Annotated in this window: 18 protein-coding genes and 1 tRNA gene; 4 read left to right on the top strand and 15 right to left on the bottom strand. The window is 62.4% G+C overall.

The genetic code is table 11. From position 1 onward, the window contains the following. Nucleotides 1–3: 3 nt before the first annotated feature. The 8 genes from EA472_RS13180 to tatA all read right to left on the bottom strand — a co-directional run bounded on the left by EA472_RS13180 (nt 4) and on the right by tatA (nt 9,198). Nucleotides 4–480, bottom strand: a complete 477-nt coding sequence (locus EA472_RS13180; protein WP_124191980.1) for a DUF7266 family protein — start codon at nt 478–480, stop codon at nt 4–6. Continuing rightward, nucleotides 477–1,382, bottom strand: coding sequence for a DUF7261 family protein (locus EA472_RS13175; protein WP_124191979.1), 906 nt, complete (start codon nt 1,380–1,382; stop codon nt 477–479). The genes EA472_RS13180 and EA472_RS13175 overlap by 4 nt, the downstream gene beginning before the upstream one ends. Continuing rightward, complete coding sequence (locus tag EA472_RS13170) at nt 1,376–2,017, bottom strand: DUF7288 family protein (RefSeq protein WP_124191978.1); 642 nt, start codon at nt 2,015–2,017, stop codon at nt 1,376–1,378. Before EA472_RS13170 ends, EA472_RS13175 begins: the two co-directional genes overlap by 7 nt. A 1-nt stretch (nt 2,018) precedes the next feature. Then, entirely contained in the window at nt 2,019–2,567 is a 549-nt protein-coding gene (locus tag EA472_RS13165; protein ID WP_124191977.1) for a DUF7287 family protein, read from the bottom strand. A 1-nt stretch (nt 2,568) separates the two neighbouring features. After that, nucleotides 2,569–4,629 carry a type II secretion system F family protein gene (locus EA472_RS13160; protein ID WP_124191976.1) on the bottom strand — a complete coding sequence of 687 codons (2,061 nt, stop codon included), beginning with the start codon at nt 4,627–4,629 and terminating at the stop codon, nt 2,569–2,571. Continuing rightward, nucleotides 4,626–8,072 (bottom strand): ATPase, T2SS/T4P/T4SS family, encoded by a 3,447-nt coding sequence (locus tag EA472_RS13155; protein WP_124191975.1) that lies wholly within the window; start codon nt 8,070–8,072, stop codon nt 4,626–4,628. The genes EA472_RS13160 and EA472_RS13155 overlap by 4 nt, the downstream gene beginning before the upstream one ends. 742 nt (nt 8,073–8,814) lie before the next feature. Continuing rightward, nucleotides 8,815–8,887, bottom strand: a tRNA-Arg gene (locus tag EA472_RS13150). A gap of 11 nt (nt 8,888–8,898) precedes the next feature. After that, entirely contained in the window at nt 8,899–9,198 is a 300-nt protein-coding gene (gene tatA / locus EA472_RS13145; RefSeq protein ID WP_124191974.1) for a twin-arginine translocase TatA/TatE family subunit, read from the bottom strand. A gap of 459 nt (nt 9,199–9,657) precedes the next feature. Between tatA and EA472_RS13140 the strand changes: the two genes are divergently transcribed. Further along, nucleotides 9,658–10,137 (top strand): redoxin domain-containing protein, encoded by a 480-nt coding sequence (locus EA472_RS13140; RefSeq protein ID WP_124191973.1) that lies wholly within the window; start codon nt 9,658–9,660, stop codon nt 10,135–10,137. A gap of 55 nt (nt 10,138–10,192) precedes the next feature. Further along, nucleotides 10,193–11,008 (top strand): HD domain-containing protein, encoded by an 816-nt coding sequence (locus EA472_RS13135; protein ID WP_124191972.1) that lies wholly within the window; start codon nt 10,193–10,195, stop codon nt 11,006–11,008. Here the strand turns inward: EA472_RS13135 and EA472_RS13130 are convergent. After that, nucleotides 11,005–11,229: a helix-turn-helix domain-containing protein gene (locus tag EA472_RS13130; protein WP_124191971.1), complete on the bottom strand. Its 225-nt coding sequence runs from the start codon at nt 11,227–11,229 to the stop codon at nt 11,005–11,007. The two genes, EA472_RS13135 and EA472_RS13130, sit on opposite strands and share 4 nt — an antisense overlap. 378 nt (nt 11,230–11,607) lie before the next feature. Here EA472_RS13130 and EA472_RS13125 point away from each other — a divergent pair, with 378 nt between their 5' ends. Further along, entirely contained in the window at nt 11,608–11,802 is a 195-nt protein-coding gene (locus EA472_RS13125; RefSeq protein ID WP_124191970.1) for a XapX domain-containing protein, read from the top strand. A 304-nt stretch (nt 11,803–12,106) separates the two neighbouring features. On the opposite strand, the gene EA472_RS13120 is transcribed toward EA472_RS13125, so the two are convergent. The 5 genes from EA472_RS13120 to EA472_RS13100 all read right to left on the bottom strand — a co-directional run bounded on the left by EA472_RS13120 (nt 12,107) and on the right by EA472_RS13100 (nt 16,915). Beyond that, nucleotides 12,107–13,945, bottom strand: coding sequence for an FAD-binding protein (locus EA472_RS13120; protein WP_124191969.1), 1,839 nt, complete (start codon nt 13,943–13,945; stop codon nt 12,107–12,109). 1 nt (nt 13,946) lies between these two features. Further along, nucleotides 13,947–14,822: a succinate dehydrogenase/fumarate reductase iron-sulfur subunit gene (locus EA472_RS13115; RefSeq protein WP_124191968.1), complete on the bottom strand. Its 876-nt coding sequence runs from the start codon at nt 14,820–14,822 to the stop codon at nt 13,947–13,949. Beyond that, the gene (locus tag EA472_RS13110; protein WP_124191967.1) at nt 14,819–15,190 is read right to left on the bottom strand and encodes a succinate dehydrogenase; all 372 of its coding nucleotides are present in this window, start codon (nt 15,188–15,190) and stop codon (nt 14,819–14,821) included. Before EA472_RS13110 ends, EA472_RS13115 begins: the two co-directional genes overlap by 4 nt. After that, a complete protein-coding gene (gene sdhC, locus EA472_RS13105; RefSeq protein ID WP_124191966.1) occupies nt 15,190–15,654 on the bottom strand; it encodes a succinate dehydrogenase, cytochrome b556 subunit in 465 nt (154 codons plus the stop codon). Before sdhC ends, EA472_RS13110 begins: the two co-directional genes overlap by 1 nt. Before the next feature lie 166 nt (nt 15,655–15,820). Next, nucleotides 15,821–16,915: a succinylglutamate desuccinylase/aspartoacylase family protein gene (locus tag EA472_RS13100; protein ID WP_124191965.1), complete on the bottom strand. Its 1,095-nt coding sequence runs from the start codon at nt 16,913–16,915 to the stop codon at nt 15,821–15,823. Nucleotides 16,916–17,031: 116 nt separating this feature from the next. On the opposite strand from EA472_RS13100, the gene EA472_RS13095 reads away from it, so the two are divergent. Further along, nucleotides 17,032–17,781, top strand: a complete 750-nt coding sequence (locus tag EA472_RS13095; protein ID WP_124191964.1) for a GNAT family N-acetyltransferase — start codon at nt 17,032–17,034, stop codon at nt 17,779–17,781. Between the two features lie 108 nt (nt 17,782–17,889). On the opposite strand, the gene EA472_RS13090 is transcribed toward EA472_RS13095, so the two are convergent. Then, nucleotides 17,890–18,654 (bottom strand): HalOD1 output domain-containing protein, encoded by a 765-nt coding sequence (locus EA472_RS13090; protein ID WP_124191963.1) that lies wholly within the window; start codon nt 18,652–18,654, stop codon nt 17,890–17,892. Nucleotides 18,655–18,817 lie beyond the last annotated feature (163 nt).

Here is an 18,817-nt window from a genome sequence, read left to right as displayed (position 1 = left end):
TACTCACCGAATCCCGATCGCGGTTCCGTCGTGTTCGATCTCGATCGTGCCGCCGGTCGCCGTGCTTCCGTACTCGAGGTCGCTCTCGCTCGCGATCGGGACGATCACTTCGACGTCGGCCCCGTTCGCGGTCAAACGAAGGCAGTCCGCGTTCCCGTCGAGTAACGGATCGCCGGCGCACGCGCTCCGCTCTTCGAGTTCGATCCGATACGTCGATCCGGCGACGGTCTCCGGATGCGACGCGGTCACGTTCACCGCGTCGCCGTCGCCTCCCAGCCGGTCGACGTCCGCGATCTCGCCGGCCAGGCGTTCGCCGATCGTCTCGAGCGACTGTTCTGCGCTCCGATCCGACTGCACCTCGATCAGCGTTCCCGAACTCATGAGCAGCCCGGCAACGAGGATCGTCGTGATCCCCATCGTGAGGACGTGGGTGACGGCGGTCGAAAGCGCTCGATCGGTCGTCACGGGATCGCCTCTCATAACAGCTCACCGTAGAGGTCGACCTCGATCGTGCGCTCGCTCGAGACGTCGTTTGAGTCGTAGGTGTAGGTAACATCCACAATCCAGGGAATCTCGTCAGCGTTTCCACGTTCGTGACTCTCGCCTACGCCTCGAAGATCGTACTCGTACGCGCTCGACATATCCGTAAACACGATTCGTTCGACTTCCATTCCTTTCTCGATCGGGCCGAAATCGCAACTAGTCGTTCCGCCGAATCGATCCACGACGGTCCCCTCTACGAAATCGATCCCTTCGATACGTTCGTTTATCTGACAATCGTCGCCGGCGTACCTGATCTCTTCTGCCCCCTGATCGACGACGAAATCGATCTGCTGTTCCGGCGTTTCGATCGTGATCACTTCGCTACTGCCGCCGCCGTAGTCGAAGTTCCAGACCTCGAACTCGAATACGTTGCCGCCGGTTTCGGTACCGTTGAACACTTCCTCTCCCTCGTAGTCACCGACCGGCGCACCCTCGTTTTCGAGAACGGATATCGACGCGGATTCCGAGACGTTCGTCACGTCGACGACGGCAGGCGTTCGCTTGATCGAGTCGTCGCGATAGTGGGGCAACACCTCGTCGACGATCACCGTCTCCCACTCGTCTTCGTCGTAGAACTCCGTCTCGGGGTCGCTCGCCTGAAGCATCGTCTCGAGACCACCTCGACGCTCGACGTACCACGCGCTCCGGCCCTGGATCGCCTGTTCGAGTTCGTGACCGGTCACGTCCGCTCTCTCGACGTCCTGGCCGGTCGAACTCGAGGACAGCGTCTCCGTGTGCATCAGCCCGTTGTAAGCGACGACGGTTCCGAGAACGACGAACGCGATGACGATCGCGCCGATGAGGAGTACCTGGCCGCGATCTCGAACGTCGGTTACCATACGGTCACTCGCACCTCCACGACGTTGTGAACCGGATTCGATCCCGTCTCCGCGGACGGGAGTCTGCTGTAAGTTTCGTCTTCGATCTCGGCGTTTTCGGTTTTCTCCACGACTGCACCGTTATCCAGTTTCGTCACGTTCTGACCCTCGTATATTGTGGCGGTGTAACTCGCCGTGACGGCCGTCGGATCGTTCGTCGACGATCCAACGAGGCCGACGTTCTCGGGCTCGCTCTCGTTCAGGTAGACGAACTCGACGCCGTACCGGTCGCCGGTACCGGAGCCCGTGAAATGCGAGTCCAGGATCTCCCCGAGAACGAAGTACTCCACGAAGTGATCCTCGACGTTGTGCGATTCGAAGTCCTCGCGGTTCGCCCAGTAGCGGACCAGTTCGGACAGCGATCCGTCGCCGTCGTCGGCGTACGCTGCGACGACCAGCGCATCCTGGACCTCCTGTTGGGTCTGGGCCTGGGCCGTTCGATCGACCGCGCCGCCGGAGCCGGGCGCGATTACGACCGCCTGGATGGCGAACAACAGCGCGAACAGTACGACCGCCGCCGCGGCGAATCCCTCGAGCGTGTATACCTGCCCGCGCTCCGACTCTGCGTTTTCGCCGATCGATTTTCGTCCGATCATGTTACCACGTCCGCACCTCGAGTCGCAGCGGATCGCCCTCTTCCAGCTCGGCGCTTTCGTTGATACCGGTAACCGTCACGATCCGATCGACCTGCACGTACGGCTGGTTTCTGTAGTCGTCGCCGACCGTCAGCGGGACGCCGCTCTCGTTCAGTTCGACCGGCGGATCGTTCGGTCCGTCCTCGAGTTCCCGGATGGTGACGTTTACCCTGTCGAAGCGGTGATCGTCGTCGCTCGCTCGCAGGCCGAACCACGCGGTCGCGTTTTCGTCGTCCCAGTGCGCTCCGTACGTGTCGTTGAACGCCTCGCCGTCCAGCTCGTTCGGCGTATCCGTCTCGAGGTCCGAGACGATCACCGCGGCGACGCGGTCGGCCTGTGCGAGGTCAGCGCCGTCGACCGATCCAGTCGGCGTTGCCAGAAACGTCGGCACCGTCGTGAACACGAACGCGACGGCCAGAACGAAGATTCCGATTCCGACGACGAAATCCTGCGTGGTCTGTCCCCGGCTCGAGTCGGGTGCGGGCTCGGCTCGCGGATTCGCTCGAGGCATCTCAGGCCACCATCGTCCATCCGAACAGCGCGAACGTCGCCAGCACGATCACGTACTTCAGCCCGCTCAGGATGTCCGCATCGCGGATGTAGCCGCAGATGAACCCCGAGATGATCCCCTGTAACGTGATCGCGTGAAAGAACAGGACGGACAGCATCGCGACGTTGACGTTCTCGCTGAGGTCCGCCTGTGCGAGTTCGCTGTCGGACCCCACGTCGCCACCGCCGCCGCTTTCGAGGCCGGACATCGTGTCGATAAACTGCGTTTTGAGGATCGCGATCACCGCAAGCACCGTCATGAACGTCATGACGATGATCACCACCTGCATCCGCGTTCGTGATTTTCGCTCGCGTTCGATGTCGTCGTGATTTTCGCTGGCCTGTGCTGCGGTGCGGAGCACGTCAGATATCTGGTTCGAGGCCTCCTGTGCTTCGGTGATGAGTCGGGTCGTTCGCGCCAAACGCGGAATGTGGTACTTGTTGTTGAACTCGATTAGCGCTTCTTTCAGGCTCATCCCGTAGTTGACCTTCGTGTGCATCATCTCGAACTCCCGCGGAAGCCGTCCGCTCGTCGTATCGGAGACGGCCTTGAGCGACTCGAGTAACGTCAGTCCCGTGTCGTTCGCGCTCGAGAGCTTCCGGAGGTCCTCGGAGAGTTGACTGATGACGGCGTTTCTGTGCCTGACGTTCCACTCCCGGAAGATAGAGAGCGGAATCGCCGTGACGTACAGCGGCACGTAGACGTAGATGAACGTTCCCCAGATCGGGTTCGCGACGAGTTCGTTCCACGAAAGCGGCGCGGATCCGTTCACCATGGCCAACGCGACGATCACGAGCGAGATGGGGACGGTCAACGCCAACGTGTACAGCGGGTTGTCCCGGAAGAAGATGTGGGGCTGTCTGAGCACCTCCATCGTCTCGTACGTCCCTTCGCGGTTTTTGACCCGGTCGAAGACGCTGTGCTCGCCGGTGAACTGTTCGACGAATCCGAGCTTGAGGACGCCGCCGTCCTGGACGTCGTGATGTCGTCGGTCGTCGCTTCCCATCGACAGGTAGCCGTCGCCGGTCTCGTCGTGTTTGACCGTCGAAACCAGGACGAGAAAGGCGATCCCGATCAACGGAATCAACGCGTACACCGTCATGTAGAGCATCGCGTTGGAGACGTCCGCCTGGGGAATCATCTGCATGACGACCATGATGATAATCAACAACAGCGGAAATAGCGACAGCGTCATGTACATCTCGCCGAACAGTTCGAGCGTCTCGAGGGTGAGCTCCTGTTCCTGCTTGGCCGTTCGCATGTGCTTTTCTTTCTTGTCCTCGAGGAAGCTCTGCATGTCACCGCCGCTGTTGACGATCGAGAGCATGTCGGTCAGAAACTGCGACAGCTCGTCGCTCGGCGTTTCGAGGGCTTGCTTGCGGATCGCCGTCCGGTAGTCGACGCCGAAGTACTCGGTCTCTTTGACGATGCTCTGGAACTCCTTGGACACCTCTCCGTAGGTGTCGTCGGCTTCGGCCATCGCGTCGATGATCTCGAGCTGGTTCAGCCCGCCGACCGAGAGCGCGTACATGAACGAGACAGAGTCGGTCAACAGCATGTTGATCTCGCGTTTGCGCGCCGACACCCGCGAGTACGGAATCGCGACGAGCGAGCCGAATCCGAGCCCGAACCCGATCGTCCCGAACACGAACCCGGTGAAGACGACCAGCGCCGGTATCCGTAACACGTCGATGATCTCGAGCAGGGTCTGGCTTCCGACCGGAATACCGATGATGTGATCGATCGCGATAAATCCGGTCGCAAACAGCGCGTATCCGAGCGTTATCCCGATCAACCACAGCGCGAACCCGGTGATGACGCCGATGCCGAGCGCTCGCGAGAGGTAGAGTTCGACCGTGTCGCTCATCCGGGCCTGGGCGAGTTTGGTCTCGACGTCCGAGACGAATTCGCTGTCCTCGTCGAAGAGGCGGGTGTACAGCGGATAAAACGCGTCGCCGAGCACGTCGGATCGAGTCGAGACGTCGTCGCCGCCGACGTTCGAACCGTCAGTCTGCAGGCTCATTCGTCTGCTTCCTCGTCGCGTTCGTCGACCGCGTCGTCACCGTCGTCGGCTCCGCCGGAGCGACCGAAGATCGATTCGTCGGCGTCGGACTCGTCGGCGGCGTCGAACAGCGACGTTTCGTCGTCGTCGGTCGGTTCGGAATCCTCGCTGAACGGCGACTCGGGGTGCGTTCCGAAGATCGTTTCGTCGGTTTCCGTTTCGGGTTCCGATGCGGGCCCGTCCGGCGGATCAGCCGCCTCCGTTTCGTCCGAATCCGACGGCTCGTCGAGTTCACCGCTGAAATCGGTCGACGGCTCCTCGTCGTCCGACTCGGGATCGAACACCACGTCCAGTTTTCCGTCCGGGAACATGGGCTCGGGTTCGTTCGATTCGGGTGACCGCCGATCGTCGCCCGGGCGCTCTCGACGGGAACCGCCGAGGGTGTCGAGGGTCTCTTCCATGTCGTCGAACAGTCCGCCGAGGGCTTCGCCGTCCTCGACGACGTCGCTCGCGGTTTCTCGAGTCGCCGATCGTTCACGGTCGTCGCTCGGACGGTCCTCGTCGGAACGCGATCGACGCTCTGGTTCGGATCCGGCCGCGACGTCCGCGCTCGATCCGTTCGCGGGAGCCGTCGTTTCTTCCGCGGGTTCGAGTTCCCCGTCGACGGAGTCGCTGCTCTCTGCCGGCTCGAGCTGTCCGTCCGCGTCCGCGATTGCGGTATCCGCGGCGTCGTCGGCTCCGAGCCACACCGGTTCGTCGTCATCGTCGACAGGGTCCGAATCGAAATCCGCGTCGTCGAACTGCCACTCGTCGCCGTCGAGGTCGTTGGCGAAGTCGAATCCGTCACCCGATCCGGGTTCGGCCTCGATCGTCTGGCCCTCTTCGAAGTCGCCGAGCGCGCTCGCGAGTCCGCTGGGAACCTTGCCGCGGTACTCCTCGAACAGCGACTCCTCGGCGCGTTCTAAGATGTCCATCGAGAGGTTGTACGTCTCCGTCGTCGAGGACGGTCGCGGAACGAGCGCTTCTTTCTCCGGGTCGACGTCGATCAGGACGCTCTCCATCTCGCGCAGGTCGTCGAGGCTGTCCTCGAGCTGACCGTTCGCGATGAGCGTCAGGATCGTCTCGGGATCGTTGATGAACGCCTGGACGGTCGCAGCGACCTCCGCGTACGTGTTGAGTTCGTTTTTGATGAGATACGCGAGGATAACTTCGCGTTTGAACAGCTCATCCTCGAGTTTCTCCGTACTCCAGCCGCGGTCGAACTGAATCTCCTCGAGGGTGTTCGAGTCGCCCATCTTGAGGAACTCGTCTGTTTCTGCCTGCCACTGATAGACGTCCTGGACGTTGATCTCGTCGTGTTCGGCCTCGTAGTGGTTGATCTCCGTCAACGACTTGTTACGTCGCACCTTCGACCCGTGAACTCGCGTCTGGGTCTGGATCGACACCAGATCCAGCGCGGTGAACATCGTCTTCGAGACGTTGATCGGATCGGTCGTAAAACGCTTGAGCACCTCGTCGACGGAGTCGGCGTGGAACGTCGTGTAGGTCGTGTGGCCGGTCGACATGACCTGAAACAGCGTTCGTCCCTCTTCACCCCGGATCTCACCCATGACGATGTAGTCGGGTCGCTGACGAAGCGCGGCCTCGAGGAGGTCGAACTCGTCGACGTCGCCGGCTGCGTCGTCGTTGAACGACGGCCGGGTGACGCTCGCGATCCAGTTTCGCTGGGGTAGTTCGACCTCGCGAGTGTCTTCGATCGAGACGATCTTCGCGTTGCTCGGGATGAACAGCGAGACGGCGTTCAGCGAGGTCGTCTTCCCGGACGCGGTTCCGCCGGCGAAGATCAGACTCTTGTGATTCTCGATCGCCAGCCAGAGAAACGCCATCTCGTCCAGGCTGAAGGTGTTCCAGTTGATGAGGTCGATCGGCGTGAACGGCACGTCCTTGAACTGACGGATCGTGTAGTTCGTCCCGTGGTCGGATACCTCCTTGCCGAGCGTTAGCTGGGCGCGCGAGCCGTCCGGAAGCGTCGCGTCGACCTGCGGAAGCCGTTTGCTGATCCCTTTCCCCGATCGCTGTGCAAGCTTCACGACGAAGTCGTCGAGTTCGTCCTCCCCGTGGTAGATGTTGCTGATGATCTGTTCGTACTCGGAGTGATAGACGAACACCGGAGAGTTGTAGCCGTCACACGAGATGTCCTCGACGTTGATGTCGTGTTTGATGCCGTCGATCCGCTCGTATCCGATGAAATCGCGCTTGAGCAGGTAGAGCAGTTTTTCGATCTGGTACTCGTTCAACGTGTCCGGATCCTCCGCGAGCACGATCGGTTCCGGTCGGACCTCGATCCCCTCGAGTTCGAGGGGCTCGTTCCCGTCTTCGTCGTCCTCGTCGTCCAGGACCGAACGAAGCGATTCGATGAGGCCGGCCTTCGTACTCCCGGCCGTCCTGTCGAAGAGGTCGTACCGTTTCAGGAGTCGGCGCGTCTCGTTTTCGATGACGGTTCGTCTGCCCTCCTCGCTCGCTTTCTCCTTGATTCCCTCTTCGGAGTACTTGATCGCCCGCCTGAGCTTGCCCGCCAGAAACTCCTGTAGCTCGGATTCGATCTCGTTGAGATACGGCTCGACGACGTAGTACTTCTTTTCGTTTTCTTTCTCCGAGTGGAAGATCACGACGCAGGCGTACGGTTTGTTCACCCAGTAGCGCTCGACTTCCCGGAAGTGGGTTTTCTTCTCGAACGGCACCGCCTTCTCGAGGTCGTAGCGGTTGGTGACGGTGGTCGTTCCCTCGGCCGTCGAGAAGAACTCGTCTTCGTCGAAATCCTCCTGGACGTTGACGGTCCGCTCGTCGACGACTTCGTCCAGCGCCATGGCGATATCGTCTCCCAGCGAGAGTCGTTCTTCGATTCGATCGGGGTCGAAACCGAGCGCCTCCTCCGGCTCGTGGGGAACGATTTCGCCGGTTTCGTCGCGCGGTCTGCTTCCGTCGTCGTCGTAGTAGTACTCCCACTTGTAGTGCTCCCAGGTCCAGACGTCCTTGACGACCGGCGTCGTCGCGGGATCGACGTACTCGAGAAAGGCGTCCTCGAGGAACTCGGCGTCGTCCCCCGCCGTCGGGAGGATCCACTCGGTCAGTTCGTCGGGATGGTACCCCAGGTAGGTCTGCGGATCGAACTCGACGTGGTTCCAGTCGTCGCCGCGTGGCACCGTCGGTTCGTCCTCGTCGGTGTCGAGTCCGAGCTGGTCGCCGGGTTCTCTCGGTCCGCGGCCGTACGGCGGGAGGTCGTCGACCTCGTCCCCGTGGCCGTATTCGTCCATGAAATCCGCCCACGTGTACTCGCCCACCCGAGCCGGCTCGCGCGAGCCCGATCCCGCACCCGAATCCGATCGTCCCTCCGACACTGCGTCGGATGCCTCGCCCTCGGAGAATTCCCCGGCATCCGACCGATCAGCCTCGTCAATAGCCATTGGTACCATCCAAACCCTCACCCTTCAAAAATTTCATGTGCACATTATCACTCCTGATAACCTCCGAGAGTCGGCGTTTTCCCATCGAATAAATAGATTATTTTTCTTCGTTAAGATCTGCATCGAGAAACGGTTTAATTATAATTTTACTCTCGAGATCCGTTTCCAATCCGTCCACATTGTTAATTTTGTCACCGTTGTTGTGAATCCGTGGTTGACGTCGGCTCGTCCCACCTTCGCGGCGGCGGTTCGCTCGGTGTGCTTCCGGGTTCGCTCCTCGAGCCAACGGCCGCGAGTGCGGGCCCTCGCGGAGGGCGACGCGTTCGGCGTCGTGACCGCCCGACCGGACGCGTCGTTCGATGGCTGTGAGAGCGTGTCGGGAACGTGTACCTGCAGAACGAGTTCCTGCGACCCGTTTTCCGTCACACCCGTGGGCGAGCGAGGAGGTGGGCGGTACTCGAGGCGCGATCCGTGCTCGCTCACGGCGATACCGATCGAACGTGGTCTCGACCCTCGAGTGCTCGGTGCGGTCGTCCGGCCGCATGCAGGTTCAGGACGTGACCGGAGCGAGCAAACGGGACGCGTTTGCGAGCTCCGTCACGGCCGCGAGCGAACGAAGCGAGTGAGCGGTCGCGACGGGATTCGAACCACGCCCGAGAACCTGCTCGCCGTCGCTCGCAGAACCTCGGTCTGATTCGAATCCCGCCATGCCGGTTCGCTCGCCACTGCGTGGCTCGCTGCACGGGCGTGGCGGGATTCGAACCCGCGATCAGAAGGTTAGGAACCTCCTGCCCTCTCCGCTAGGCCACACGCCCCGAGAAAAGCGTCAGTTGGTCTCGGTCTCCGTTTCCGTCTCCTCGTCCTCTTCGGTGGTGACAGGCTCCGTGTCGACGAAGTCGGAGTCGTCCTCCTCGTCGAAGTCCTCGAAGTCACCCTCGCGCATTTCCTCGAGTTCCGTTTCGACCTTTTCACGCCCCTTCTGGAATTCGCCCATTGCCTCCCCGGTCGACCGCGCCAGCTTCGGGATCTTGTTCGCCCCGAACAGCAAAATGGCGATGAAAAGGATGATCAGTAGTTCCGGACCCCCTGGAATGGGGGCGAACAGCGGTGCGATTTCGGCTACCATCTCTATGCGTGGCTTACCGGCTGGCAATTATAACCTTTTTGGACCGAACAGGAAAGCGAACGCGCGCTGAAAACCTGTTTTCGCGGGAATTCGGGGCGATCGGCTTCGAGCGCGTTCGACGACGTCGACGGTTTCGGACGGATCCGAGGCGACGATTCGACCGCGCCTCGTGGGGAGACCGCCACGACGCTCGTACCGGTTCGGACGCCAGCCGCCATCTACCGACGACTTTTCGAGGGAGTCGTCGAGAACGGTTCGAGCGCGCCGACCCCACCGAGTCGATTCGATACGCTTCTCGTTCGCTGATCGGACGGCACGCGCCAAAAAACCGGTGGTACGATCGGAAAACCGAGCGTCGACGCGATCGGGCTTCGATTTGCGGTCGATCGAAACTGTGTCCCTCGATCGATCGGTCCGCGAACGAAACTGTCTTTCCTCCTAGAACGAAACAGACCGACGATGCCAGAAACTGGCGACATCGCACCCGACTTCACTGCACCGCTCGCGAACGGCGACGTCGACTCGTTCACGCTGTCCGACCGCCTCGAAGAGGACGCGCCGATCGTCCTCGCGTTCTTCCCCGGCGCGTTCACGGGCGTCTGTACGGACGAGATGTGCACGTTTCAGGCCCGAATTTCGGCGTTCGACGACGTCGGCGCGTCGGTCTACGGAATCAGCCGCGATTCGCCGTTCGCGCTCAACGAGTTCCGCGAGCAGAACGACCTCGAGTTCGGACTGGTGAGCGACCTCAACGAGCAGATCATCGACGAGTACGACGTCGCAATGGACTTCGACGACCTCGGCGTCTACGGCGTCGCCAAGCGGTCGGTGTTCGTCGTCGACGCCGACGGCGAGATCACGTACGCCTGGGTTAGCGACGATCCCGGCGTCGAACCCGAGTACGCCGAGGTCGAAGCAGCCGTCGAAGACGCCGCCTGATCCGTTCCCGTCACCACGTCGCAGGGCTTTTTTAGTCAGCTGTCGAGTGTCGAGTATGAGCGATCCCGCCGCCGACGGGGATTCCCACCGGATCTACGCCCCCGACGCCGACCACAACTTCCCCGACGAGAAACTGAACGCTGTTCTCGAGTACGTCGACGACGACGAGGAGATTCAGACCTACCTCGAGGCACAGAACGTCAACGCCGTCGACCGGATGCAGTACAACGATCACGGCAAGAAACACATCGAGATCGTTCGCAACCGCGCGCTGTGTCTGTACGATCTGCTCAAAGCGAGCGACGTCGACTTCAATGGTGCCCGACAGCAGGGGCTGGCCGAAGAAGACGAGTCGGTCATCATCGCGCTCGCGGCGACGCTTCACGACGTCGGTCACGTCGTCCACCGCGACGAACACGTGTACTACTCCATTCCGCTCGCAGCTGACGTTCTCGACCGGATCCTCGAGGAGTTCTACGACCTGTCGGAGATCGTGCGGGTGAAAGGCGAGGTGTTACACGCGATCCTCTGTCACCACACGGCCGAAACGCCGTTGACGACCGAGGCGGGTATTATTCGCGTCGCGGACGCACTGGACATGGAAAGCGGACGCTCGCGCATCCCCTACGAACACGGCGGACGAGGGATCAACACGCTCTCAAGTCAGGCGATCAAGCGCGTCTCACTGCACGAAGGCGAGACCAGTCCGGTGCTGGTCGAGATCGCGATGACGAACGCCGCAGGGGTCTACCAGGTCGACAACCTACTGAAAGCGAAGCTCAGGGGCTCCGGACTCGAAGACGAGATCCGCATCGTCGCGGTCAACACGAACGAAAATCACGAGCAACTGGTCGAACGGATCGAACTCTAGACCGCCACGTACCGACCGTCCGTCCGCTCGAGGTGGCCCCGGTCGCGGAGCGTTCCGGTGATCGAAAGCACCGTCCCCTTGCTGATGTCGAGTTCGGCGTGGAGCTCGTTGACCGTCGCACCGTCGTTGGTCGCCAGATAGTAATAAACCAGCTTCGCTCGAGCGGACGTGATGTCGTCCGGCATCGACACGCCGACGTCCTGTGCCGCAGTCGAGTTCATACTCGATCCCTGACTTTCGACGATAATAAATCTGTGTTTCAACGATCGTCGAAATGCTGGCGGATTTCCGGGTTCGAGCGTCCCGCGAACGGCGATTGGAAGTCCGCAAACGGCGTTCAAACGGCTCGAGACCGGTTCGTTTGGCCGATTCGCGGTTTGTACCGATCGTCGTACCGGTCATCCGGCCGGTTCACCGACCGTCGCGGTGGTCGGTCTCTTGGCTGTGTGTTCCGTGGTATCGCGGAGCAAATCTCGCGCCGCGCCGGATCGAGCGACGTCGGCCCCTCCGACGCGTTCCGGGTTCACGATCCGGGCTCGGATTTCGTCGTCGTGGCGGAGGCGTACGCTTTTGTACGCTCCCCGAGGAACGAACACGGTATGTCGACGCAGCTTACGATCCTGGCGCTGTTGACCGGGCTGGTGACCGGCGGCCTGTTTCGGTTTCTGAACATTCCGATCCCCGCGCCGCCGGAACTACCCGGACTCATGGGGATCGTCGGCATCTACGCCGGTTACAGGGTGATCGACTACTTCGACGTTGGCGTCGACCTCCTCGAGGCGCTCGGCGTCTGACGGTTCGGCGACGGGACCGACAGCGCCGCCGTCACGAGCGGTCCGACGATCACCGTCAGTACGGCGGCCAGAACGACGACTTCGGTCGGCGTCGCTGCGACGATCGAAGTCGCGGCGATCACCGGCGAGGAGTCTGCGATTACGACCGGCAACACCGTACCTCACCGGCGAGGAGTCGAGGCAACGCCGTATTCGAGATGGCCATCGTGGTCGGTGAATCCGGTATTCGTCCGTCGACGAGGGATTCGTCCCGTAAAACCGTCGGTTCGATTCGATCGGCGCGAAACGAGAGACCGTATTCGACTCAGTAGCTGCGCTCTTTCGGCTCGTAGGTCTTTTCCTCGCCCTCGAGGATGACCGGGCGGTAGAAGACCGACGGCTCGCCTTCGTCCCAGGAGATGAGCGTGTGTTTGAGCCAGTTTTCGTCGTCGCGAATCTGGTTCTCCTGTCGCCAGTGTGCGCCGCGGAACTCGTTTCGAACGAGCGCGCCGAGTGCGATCGTCTCCGCGACGTCGATCAGGTTCCGCGTCTCGTAGGTCTGCTGGAGGTCGGTGTTGAACGTCCGCGAGGGGTCGTCGACGTAGACGTCCTGGTACTGCTCGCGACACTCGCGGATGATCGAAAGCGCCTTCCTGATGCCGTCGCCCGTGCGGAAGACGTTGACGTAATCCGTCATCGCGTTCTGGAGCTTCGAGCGGATTTCCGCGTGCTGGATGCCGTCGTCTTTGCGCATGAGCGCGTCGACGCGTTCGCGTTCGCGCTCGACGGCGCGCTCGAGCGCGCCTTCGGCGTCGGCTGTGACCCCGCCGTCGGCGGCCACGCCGCCGGTCGTATCGAGTCCGGCCTCGCCGGGTTCGACCGGGAGGTCGACGCCCTCTTCGTCCTCGACGTCGTCGTCGTATCCGGTTCGGATCTGGGGCTCGCCGAGATCCTCGCCCGCCGCGTGGCGGCCGGCGCGCTTGCCGAAGACGATCAGTTCGGGCAGGGCGTTGCCACCGAGGCGGTTGGCACCGTGAACGGAGACGCAGGCGCACTCGCCGGCGGCGTACAGTCCCTGGATGCAGGTCTGGCCGTTCTCGTCGACCTCGATGCCGCCCATCGCGTAGTGCTGGCCGGGTTTGACCGGCATCGGCTCGACGAGCCCGTCGACGCCCTCGAAGTCCTCAGCGAGGTGCAGGATGTTCTCGAGGCGGTCGATGATGCGCTCTTCGCCGAGGTGGCGCATGTCGAGGTGGACGTACTCGTCGTTGACGCCGCGTCCCTCCGCGACCTCGGTGAGCTCCGCGCGGGCGACGACGTCGCGACTCGCGAGTTCGCCGTCGTTGTTCGCGTAGCCGTACTCGAACATGAACCGCTCGCCGTCCTCGTTGTAGAGGATGCCGCCCTCGCCGCGGACGCCCTCGGAGATGAGCACGCCGGTCGACGGAAGCGACGTCGGGTGGAACTGGATGAACTCCATGTCCTCGAGCGGCGCGCCGGCGCGGTAGGCCATCGCGTGGCCGTCGCCGGTACAGGAGACGGCGTTGGTGGTGTGATCGAACGCCTGTCCCGGTCCGCCGGTCGCGAGGACGACCCCCTGGTTCGCCTTGAACCCCTCGATCTCGCCGGACTGGACGTCGTAGGCGACGATGCCGTGACACCGTCGGTCGTTCGGGTCCGGCTCGTCGGTGGTCGCGAGGTTCATCACGTACCACTCGTCGTACACCTGGATGCCGCGTTTGACGACCTGCTCGTACATCACGTGCAGCAGGTGGTGGCCGGTTTCAGCGCCGGCGTACGTCGTCCGGGGGAACGAGAGTCCGCCGAACGGTCGCTGGGAGACGCGGCCGTCCTCCTCGCGCGAGAAGGGCATTCCCCAGTGTTCGAGGGTGATCGTCTCGTCGGGGGCGTCCTGTGCGAGCGTCTCGACTGCGGGAGCGTCGCCCAGGTAGTCCGACCCCTTCATCGTGTCGTAGGCGTGCAACTCCCAGTCGTCGCCCTCGCGGAGCGCGGCGTTGATTCCCCCCTCGGCCGCGCCGGTGTGGCTGCGAACCGGGTGGAGTTTCGAGACGATCGCCGTGTCTGCTCCCGCCTCGTGCGCTGCGATCGCGGCTCGGAGGCCGGCGCCGCCCGCGCCGACCACGATGACGTCGTGTTCGTACATATTACCAGAACTTCAGGTTCTTCTTCACCGCCTCCCGCTTGAGCTCCTGAATGTGCTCGGTCAGCGGGATGTCTTTCGGACACACCTCGGTGCAGGAGAACTGGGTCTGACACCGCCAGACGCCGTGTTCCTGCTCGAGAATGCGGAGTCGGTGCTCTTTGATCTCCTCGTCTTCGCGTTCGTCCATCGCAAAGCGGTAGGCCTTGTTGATCGCCGCCGGGCCAAGGTACTCGTTGTCGCCGGCCGCGATGTTACACGAGGACATACAGGCCGCACACCAGATACACCGCGTCGACATCTTGACCTTCTCGCGGTTTTCGCGCGACTGGCGCTGTTCTTCGAGGTCGCCCTCCGGCAGGTCCTCCTGCTGGAAGTACGGCTCGACGGCGTGCATCTGGTCGTAGAAGTGGTCCATGTCGACGACCAGGTCCTTGACGACCTCCTGGTGGGGCAGCGGTTCGATTCGAACCGGCTGCTCCAGGTCGGAGATCTGGGTCTTACAGCCCAGCCGCTGGGTTCCGTTGACGAAGAACGCGTCGGAGCCACAGACCGCCTGGCGACACGAGTGTCGGAACGTCAGCGACGAGTCGTACTCGTCGCGGGCGTACATCACGGCGTCGAGGACGGTCATCCCCTTCTCGAAGGGGACGTGGAAGTCGTCGAAGCGGGGCTCCTGTTTGTCTTCGACCTCGGGATCGTAACGGAACACCTTGATGTGAACCGTCTCTCCCTCGAGGTCGGATTCGTCGACCGACTCCTCGTCGGCCAGCCCCTGTTCTTTCTCCTTGAGCCGCCGCTGCTGTGGCGACTCCGCCCCCTTCATCTCGGGGTCTTCCGGTGCCTCCTGCGTCTCCGGTTCCTGTTGTTGCGTACTCATTGGTAGATCATGCCCGACATGGCGAGTGCGACCCAGATACCCTGGACGACGAGTCCCACACCTGCAATCGTCAGGACCGCGAGCACTACCTTCTTTGGGGTGCCCTCGAGTCCCTGGTTGACGAGGGCGTTGTAGACGCCGTTGATGCCGTGGAACGCCCCGGCGATCAGGAACAACACCATCGTCAGGAAGTAACCGAGGTTGCTCATCCGGACCTCTGTCCCGGCGAACGTAACCTCGGCCGCGTGGTTGACGAAGTGGAGCTGGAAGAAGTGGAAGGCGAGAACGACGACGAGAAACGCGGCCGTGATGCGCTGGAGCAGCCACGCGGTCCCGCCCGGTGCGAACGACGAGTAGCGCTCCGCCATCAGAAGCCCACCCCCATCATGAACGTCGGCACGCTGGCGACGGTGATGATTCCCGTCAGGATCAGCGAGGCGTAGAAGCTCTTGTCCTGCGCCTCGAGACCGATTCCGAGGTCGACCATCAACAGACGGAGCCCGTTCAGAATGTGGAAGACGGCCACCGCGAGCAGACCGACCTCGAGGAGCCGGACGATGAACAGGCCCTCGAGCCCGCCGAGCGTCGCCGTGTAGATGTCGACCTCGGTGAGGCCGGTTCCCTCGACGTTCGGCAGATCCTCCGCGAACACTTCGACCGTCTCTCCCTGTGCTGCACCGATCGCCGTACTCAACACCGCGATGTGGGTAAACAGGTAGCCGATCAGCATCCACCCGGTAAACTTGTGGAAGATCCACGCCCACATCCCCGCCGAGAACTCTTTCCAGCGACCGAAGTCCTCGATGAGGCCGCGATTGTAAGACTGACTCATACGCTCATGTGGACGGTTAGACCGCGGGGGTATAGAAGTTACTTTTGCGGTTTCTACGCGAGCGTTTCGTCGAATCAGTACCGGTCAGCAACCAACGACGCCCGATCGAAGCGGTCGCACGTCGGACGGGAGTCGGCGAAGCGACGCGCGAGAGCGACGCGTCGGATCAGTTTCGCTGGAGATCCGCGAGGGACCGCTCCGCCGTTCGCTCGCGCTCGAGGGCAGTGAGCGTGTCCGACGAGAGCCCGACGAGGTGACACAGCGGATTGCCCGGGTAGACCACGGGATTCTCGAGGACGCCGACGATGAGGCCGGTGAACGGTGCCTCGACGGTGACGACCTCGTCTTCTTCCTTGAACGGGTTCGTGATCGTACAGATCACGTCGCCTTCCTCAACGAGCGCGCCGCGACCCTGCTTCATGTCGACGATGCCTCCCGCGTCGGCGCGCAGCCAGGTCTTCTCGTCGTCGTCGTCGATGATCGTCCGCCAGCCGGGCCAGTGGACCGACGAGTCGGGATGACAGCCGAACTCCGCGAGCACGCTCGCGACACCGGTCAACGCGCGGTCGATCAGCCGTCGCTGGAAGCGGTGGGCCTCACCCATCTCGACGGTGATGGTGGGGACGCCGGACTCGGTGGCCTCGCGCCGCAGCGTCCCGGACGCGCCGTCGCCGGCGATGATCACGTTCGAACTGAAGGCGTTGGCGAGTCGGGAGACGACCGAATCGTCCATGTCGGCGCGGACGTGCAACATGTTCGTCCGCCCGCGCGTGGAAGTGTGAAAGTCGATTCCGAGGTCGCAGGGCTCGATGAAGTTCGTGAAGATTCGGTGGGCCATCCGCCGGGCGCTGGTCGACCCCTCGCGGCCGGGAAACGAGCGATTGAGGTCTCGGTCGTAGATCGGAAGGTATCGTTCCTGGGCGAGAAAGCCGGGAACGTTCATCACGGGGAGACAGACCAACGTTCCGCACAGTTCGGAGTGATCCCAGTCGTGGGCGACTTCGCGGACGACCTCGATCCCGTTGAGTTCGTCGCCGTGTGCCGCCGCGGAGAGAAAGACGGTAGGACCCGGATGTACCCCGTTGATGACTGTTACGGGGATCTTCACGGGATCGCCGAGGTACGTCTCGCTGATGCTGTACCGAATGTTCGTCGACTCGCCGGGATCGACCCGTCCACCGTTGTAAGTAAAGGCACCGTCGACGGAATCGGACCCGGTTCGATCGTCGGGCGGCTCGTCGCTCGAGGCGTCGCCGTTCATACGATATTCAGAGGCGGAAGCGACGTGAACTTTGTCTTCTCGGCCGACGGATGGGGGGTCTTCGGAATCCGGTGTCGTGGGCATACGTTTTGTAGGATGGTGTGCTATCGACGTGCATGGAGATACGCGAGGCTACCGACTCGGACGTCGACGCGGTTCGGACCATCGCCCACCGCTCGCTCGGTTCGACCTACACGGACTTTCTGGCGGAAGAGACCGTCGAAGATGCGATCGAGGAGTGGTACGGGGAGTCGTTCGCCGACGAACTCGCGGACGACGACTCGCTGGTGCTGGTGGTCGAACGCGACGGCGACGTGATCGGCTTCTCTCAGAGCGACGCGGTCGGCCAGCAACACCGGACCGGCCGGCTCCTCTGGCTCCACATCGATCCGGACCACCGCGGCGGTGGAATCGGCGTTCGGTTGCTCGTTCGAACGCGCGAACGACTCCTCGAGGAGGGTGCCGAACGAATCCAGTGTTTCGTCCTCGAGGACAACGAAGGTGGAAACGAGTTCTACCGGAGCCACGGCTTCGAGCGGGCGGGCCAGCGCGAGGTGGAGATCGGCGCGGAGACGTTCACCGAGAACGTCTACGTCGAGAACGAGATCGGCGACGAGGGATGGGGGGCGGTCGACGAACTCGAGATCGACGGCGAGCTGGTCTACGTCAGCTACGGCGAGGCCGCCCGCGGATCGAAGTCGCCGTTTTACACCGCCTACAGCGGCGAAGACCGGGAGGAGCGGTACGCGTGGCTCTGTGGAAACTGCGACTCGCTGGACAACGCGATGGATTCGATGGGACGGATCGAGTGTAACGTCTGTGGGAACCAGCGGAAGGCTACCCGGTGGGACTCCTCGTATCTTTGAGACGATCCGCTGGAACGATTCCCCGGTGGGACCGCAGACGGATCTCGGCTCCTCCGGAACTGACGGAGAGCGGTCCCTACGGAAGCTTCGGCTCGGCGAACGTGACGGTTACTCCACGACGGTGATGGAACCGTCGCCGGAGACCGTGATCGTATACCCCTGGTACGTGAACGTTACCGACTCGAGTCCGCCGTCCGACTCGTCGCCGGACGCTGGAACGAGCGCGTCGAGCGCCTGCGGGTCCACGGCGCGACACAGCGGCGGCGAGAGCTCGACGGGATCGACCCCCTCGCGTTCGGCGACCGCCCTAACGACCCTCGTGCTCGTGGTCTCGGTCGGACCGACCGACGACGGGTCGCCGTCGACATCGGCCGTCTCGTCCCCGTCAAAATCGGACGCTTCGTCCGGGTCGGCCACGCTCGCGGAGCCGAACGTCCCCTCGAGTACGGCGAGCCGTCGTTTCGCTTGACTCCTGTCGACGAGCGTCGCGATCTGTTTGCTCAACGCGAGAAACTGGCCGGTTCCCACGTCCTTCGTGACGTAGGCGTCCGCGCCGCGCTCGACGGCGTCTCTCGCAACCTCGGTCGAGGAGTTCGCGGTGTAAAGGATGAACGGAGTCGACGGGTGTTCGTTTCGGACGAACTCGAGGAACTCGAGCCCGTCCATGCCGGGCATCTGGTAGTCGCTCAGGATACAATCGACCGCGGCGGTATCCAGTCGTGCCATCGCCTCGCGGGGCTGTCGTTCCGTCAACACGGAGATGCGCTCGTCGATTCGCTCGAGATGAGCGGCGACCATCTCGGCAAATCTCGGCTCGTCGTCGACGTGTAACACGGTGATGGACGTTCGTTCGGGAGACGACCGAGTTACCATAGCCCCCTCGAACGTGACCGACGTCGGTTTTCACTCGAAAAGAATCCGTAATCTACGGGAGATCGGTCGGCGAATCGTAGACCCTCCGTCATATCCTTTCAGACAACTGTTCATATTCTCACTATATGAACGCTTTGGCCGCGGACTATAATCCGTTCTTTAT

Origin of the sequence: Natrarchaeobius oligotrophus (genome assembly GCF_003841465.1) — an archaeon.
Taxonomy (GTDB): domain Archaea; phylum Halobacteriota; class Halobacteria; order Halobacteriales; family Natrialbaceae; genus Natrarchaeobius; species Natrarchaeobius oligotrophus.
This window is presented reverse-complemented; position numbering and strand designations above follow the sequence as displayed.

What these genes read in the sequence shown, in the direction of transcription:
- EA472_RS13180 (WP_124191980.1), bottom strand. Translation starts at nt 480, where the DNA reads ATGAGAGGCGATCCCGTGACGACCGATCGAGCGCTTTCGACCGCCGTC.
- EA472_RS13175 (WP_124191979.1), bottom strand. Translation starts at nt 1,382, where the DNA reads ATGGTAACCGACGTTCGAGATCGCGGCCAGGTACTCCTCATCGGCGCG.
- EA472_RS13170 (WP_124191978.1), bottom strand. Translation starts at nt 2,017, where the DNA reads ATGATCGGACGAAAATCGATCGGCGAAAACGCAGAGTCGGAGCGCGGG.
- EA472_RS13165 (WP_124191977.1), bottom strand. Translation starts at nt 2,567, where the DNA reads ATGCCTCGAGCGAATCCGCGAGCCGAGCCCGCACCCGACTCGAGCCGG.
- EA472_RS13160 (WP_124191976.1), bottom strand. Translation starts at nt 4,629, where the DNA reads ATGAGCCTGCAGACTGACGGTTCGAACGTCGGCGGCGACGACGTCTCG.
- EA472_RS13155 (WP_124191975.1), bottom strand. Translation starts at nt 8,072, where the DNA reads ATGGCTATTGACGAGGCTGATCGGTCGGATGCCGGGGAATTCTCCGAG.
- tatA (WP_124191974.1), bottom strand. Translation starts at nt 9,198, where the DNA reads ATGGTAGCCGAAATCGCACCGCTGTTCGCCCCCATTCCAGGGGGTCCG.
- EA472_RS13140 (WP_124191973.1), top strand. Translation starts at nt 9,658, where the DNA reads ATGCCAGAAACTGGCGACATCGCACCCGACTTCACTGCACCGCTCGCG.
- EA472_RS13135 (WP_124191972.1), top strand. Translation starts at nt 10,193, where the DNA reads ATGAGCGATCCCGCCGCCGACGGGGATTCCCACCGGATCTACGCCCCC.
- EA472_RS13130 (WP_124191971.1), bottom strand. Translation starts at nt 11,229, where the DNA reads ATGAACTCGACTGCGGCACAGGACGTCGGCGTGTCGATGCCGGACGAC.
- EA472_RS13125 (WP_124191970.1), top strand. Translation starts at nt 11,608, where the DNA reads ATGTCGACGCAGCTTACGATCCTGGCGCTGTTGACCGGGCTGGTGACC.
- EA472_RS13120 (WP_124191969.1), bottom strand. Translation starts at nt 13,945, where the DNA reads ATGTACGAACACGACGTCATCGTGGTCGGCGCGGGCGGCGCCGGCCTC.
- EA472_RS13115 (WP_124191968.1), bottom strand. Translation starts at nt 14,822, where the DNA reads ATGAGTACGCAACAACAGGAACCGGAGACGCAGGAGGCACCGGAAGAC.
- EA472_RS13110 (WP_124191967.1), bottom strand. Translation starts at nt 15,190, where the DNA reads ATGGCGGAGCGCTACTCGTCGTTCGCACCGGGCGGGACCGCGTGGCTG.
- sdhC (WP_124191966.1), bottom strand. Translation starts at nt 15,654, where the DNA reads ATGAGTCAGTCTTACAATCGCGGCCTCATCGAGGACTTCGGTCGCTGG.
- EA472_RS13100 (WP_124191965.1), bottom strand. Translation starts at nt 16,915, where the DNA reads ATGAACGGCGACGCCTCGAGCGACGAGCCGCCCGACGATCGAACCGGG.
- EA472_RS13095 (WP_124191964.1), top strand. Translation starts at nt 17,032, where the DNA reads ATGGAGATACGCGAGGCTACCGACTCGGACGTCGACGCGGTTCGGACC.
- EA472_RS13090 (WP_124191963.1), bottom strand. Translation starts at nt 18,654, where the DNA reads ATGGTAACTCGGTCGTCTCCCGAACGAACGTCCATCACCGTGTTACAC.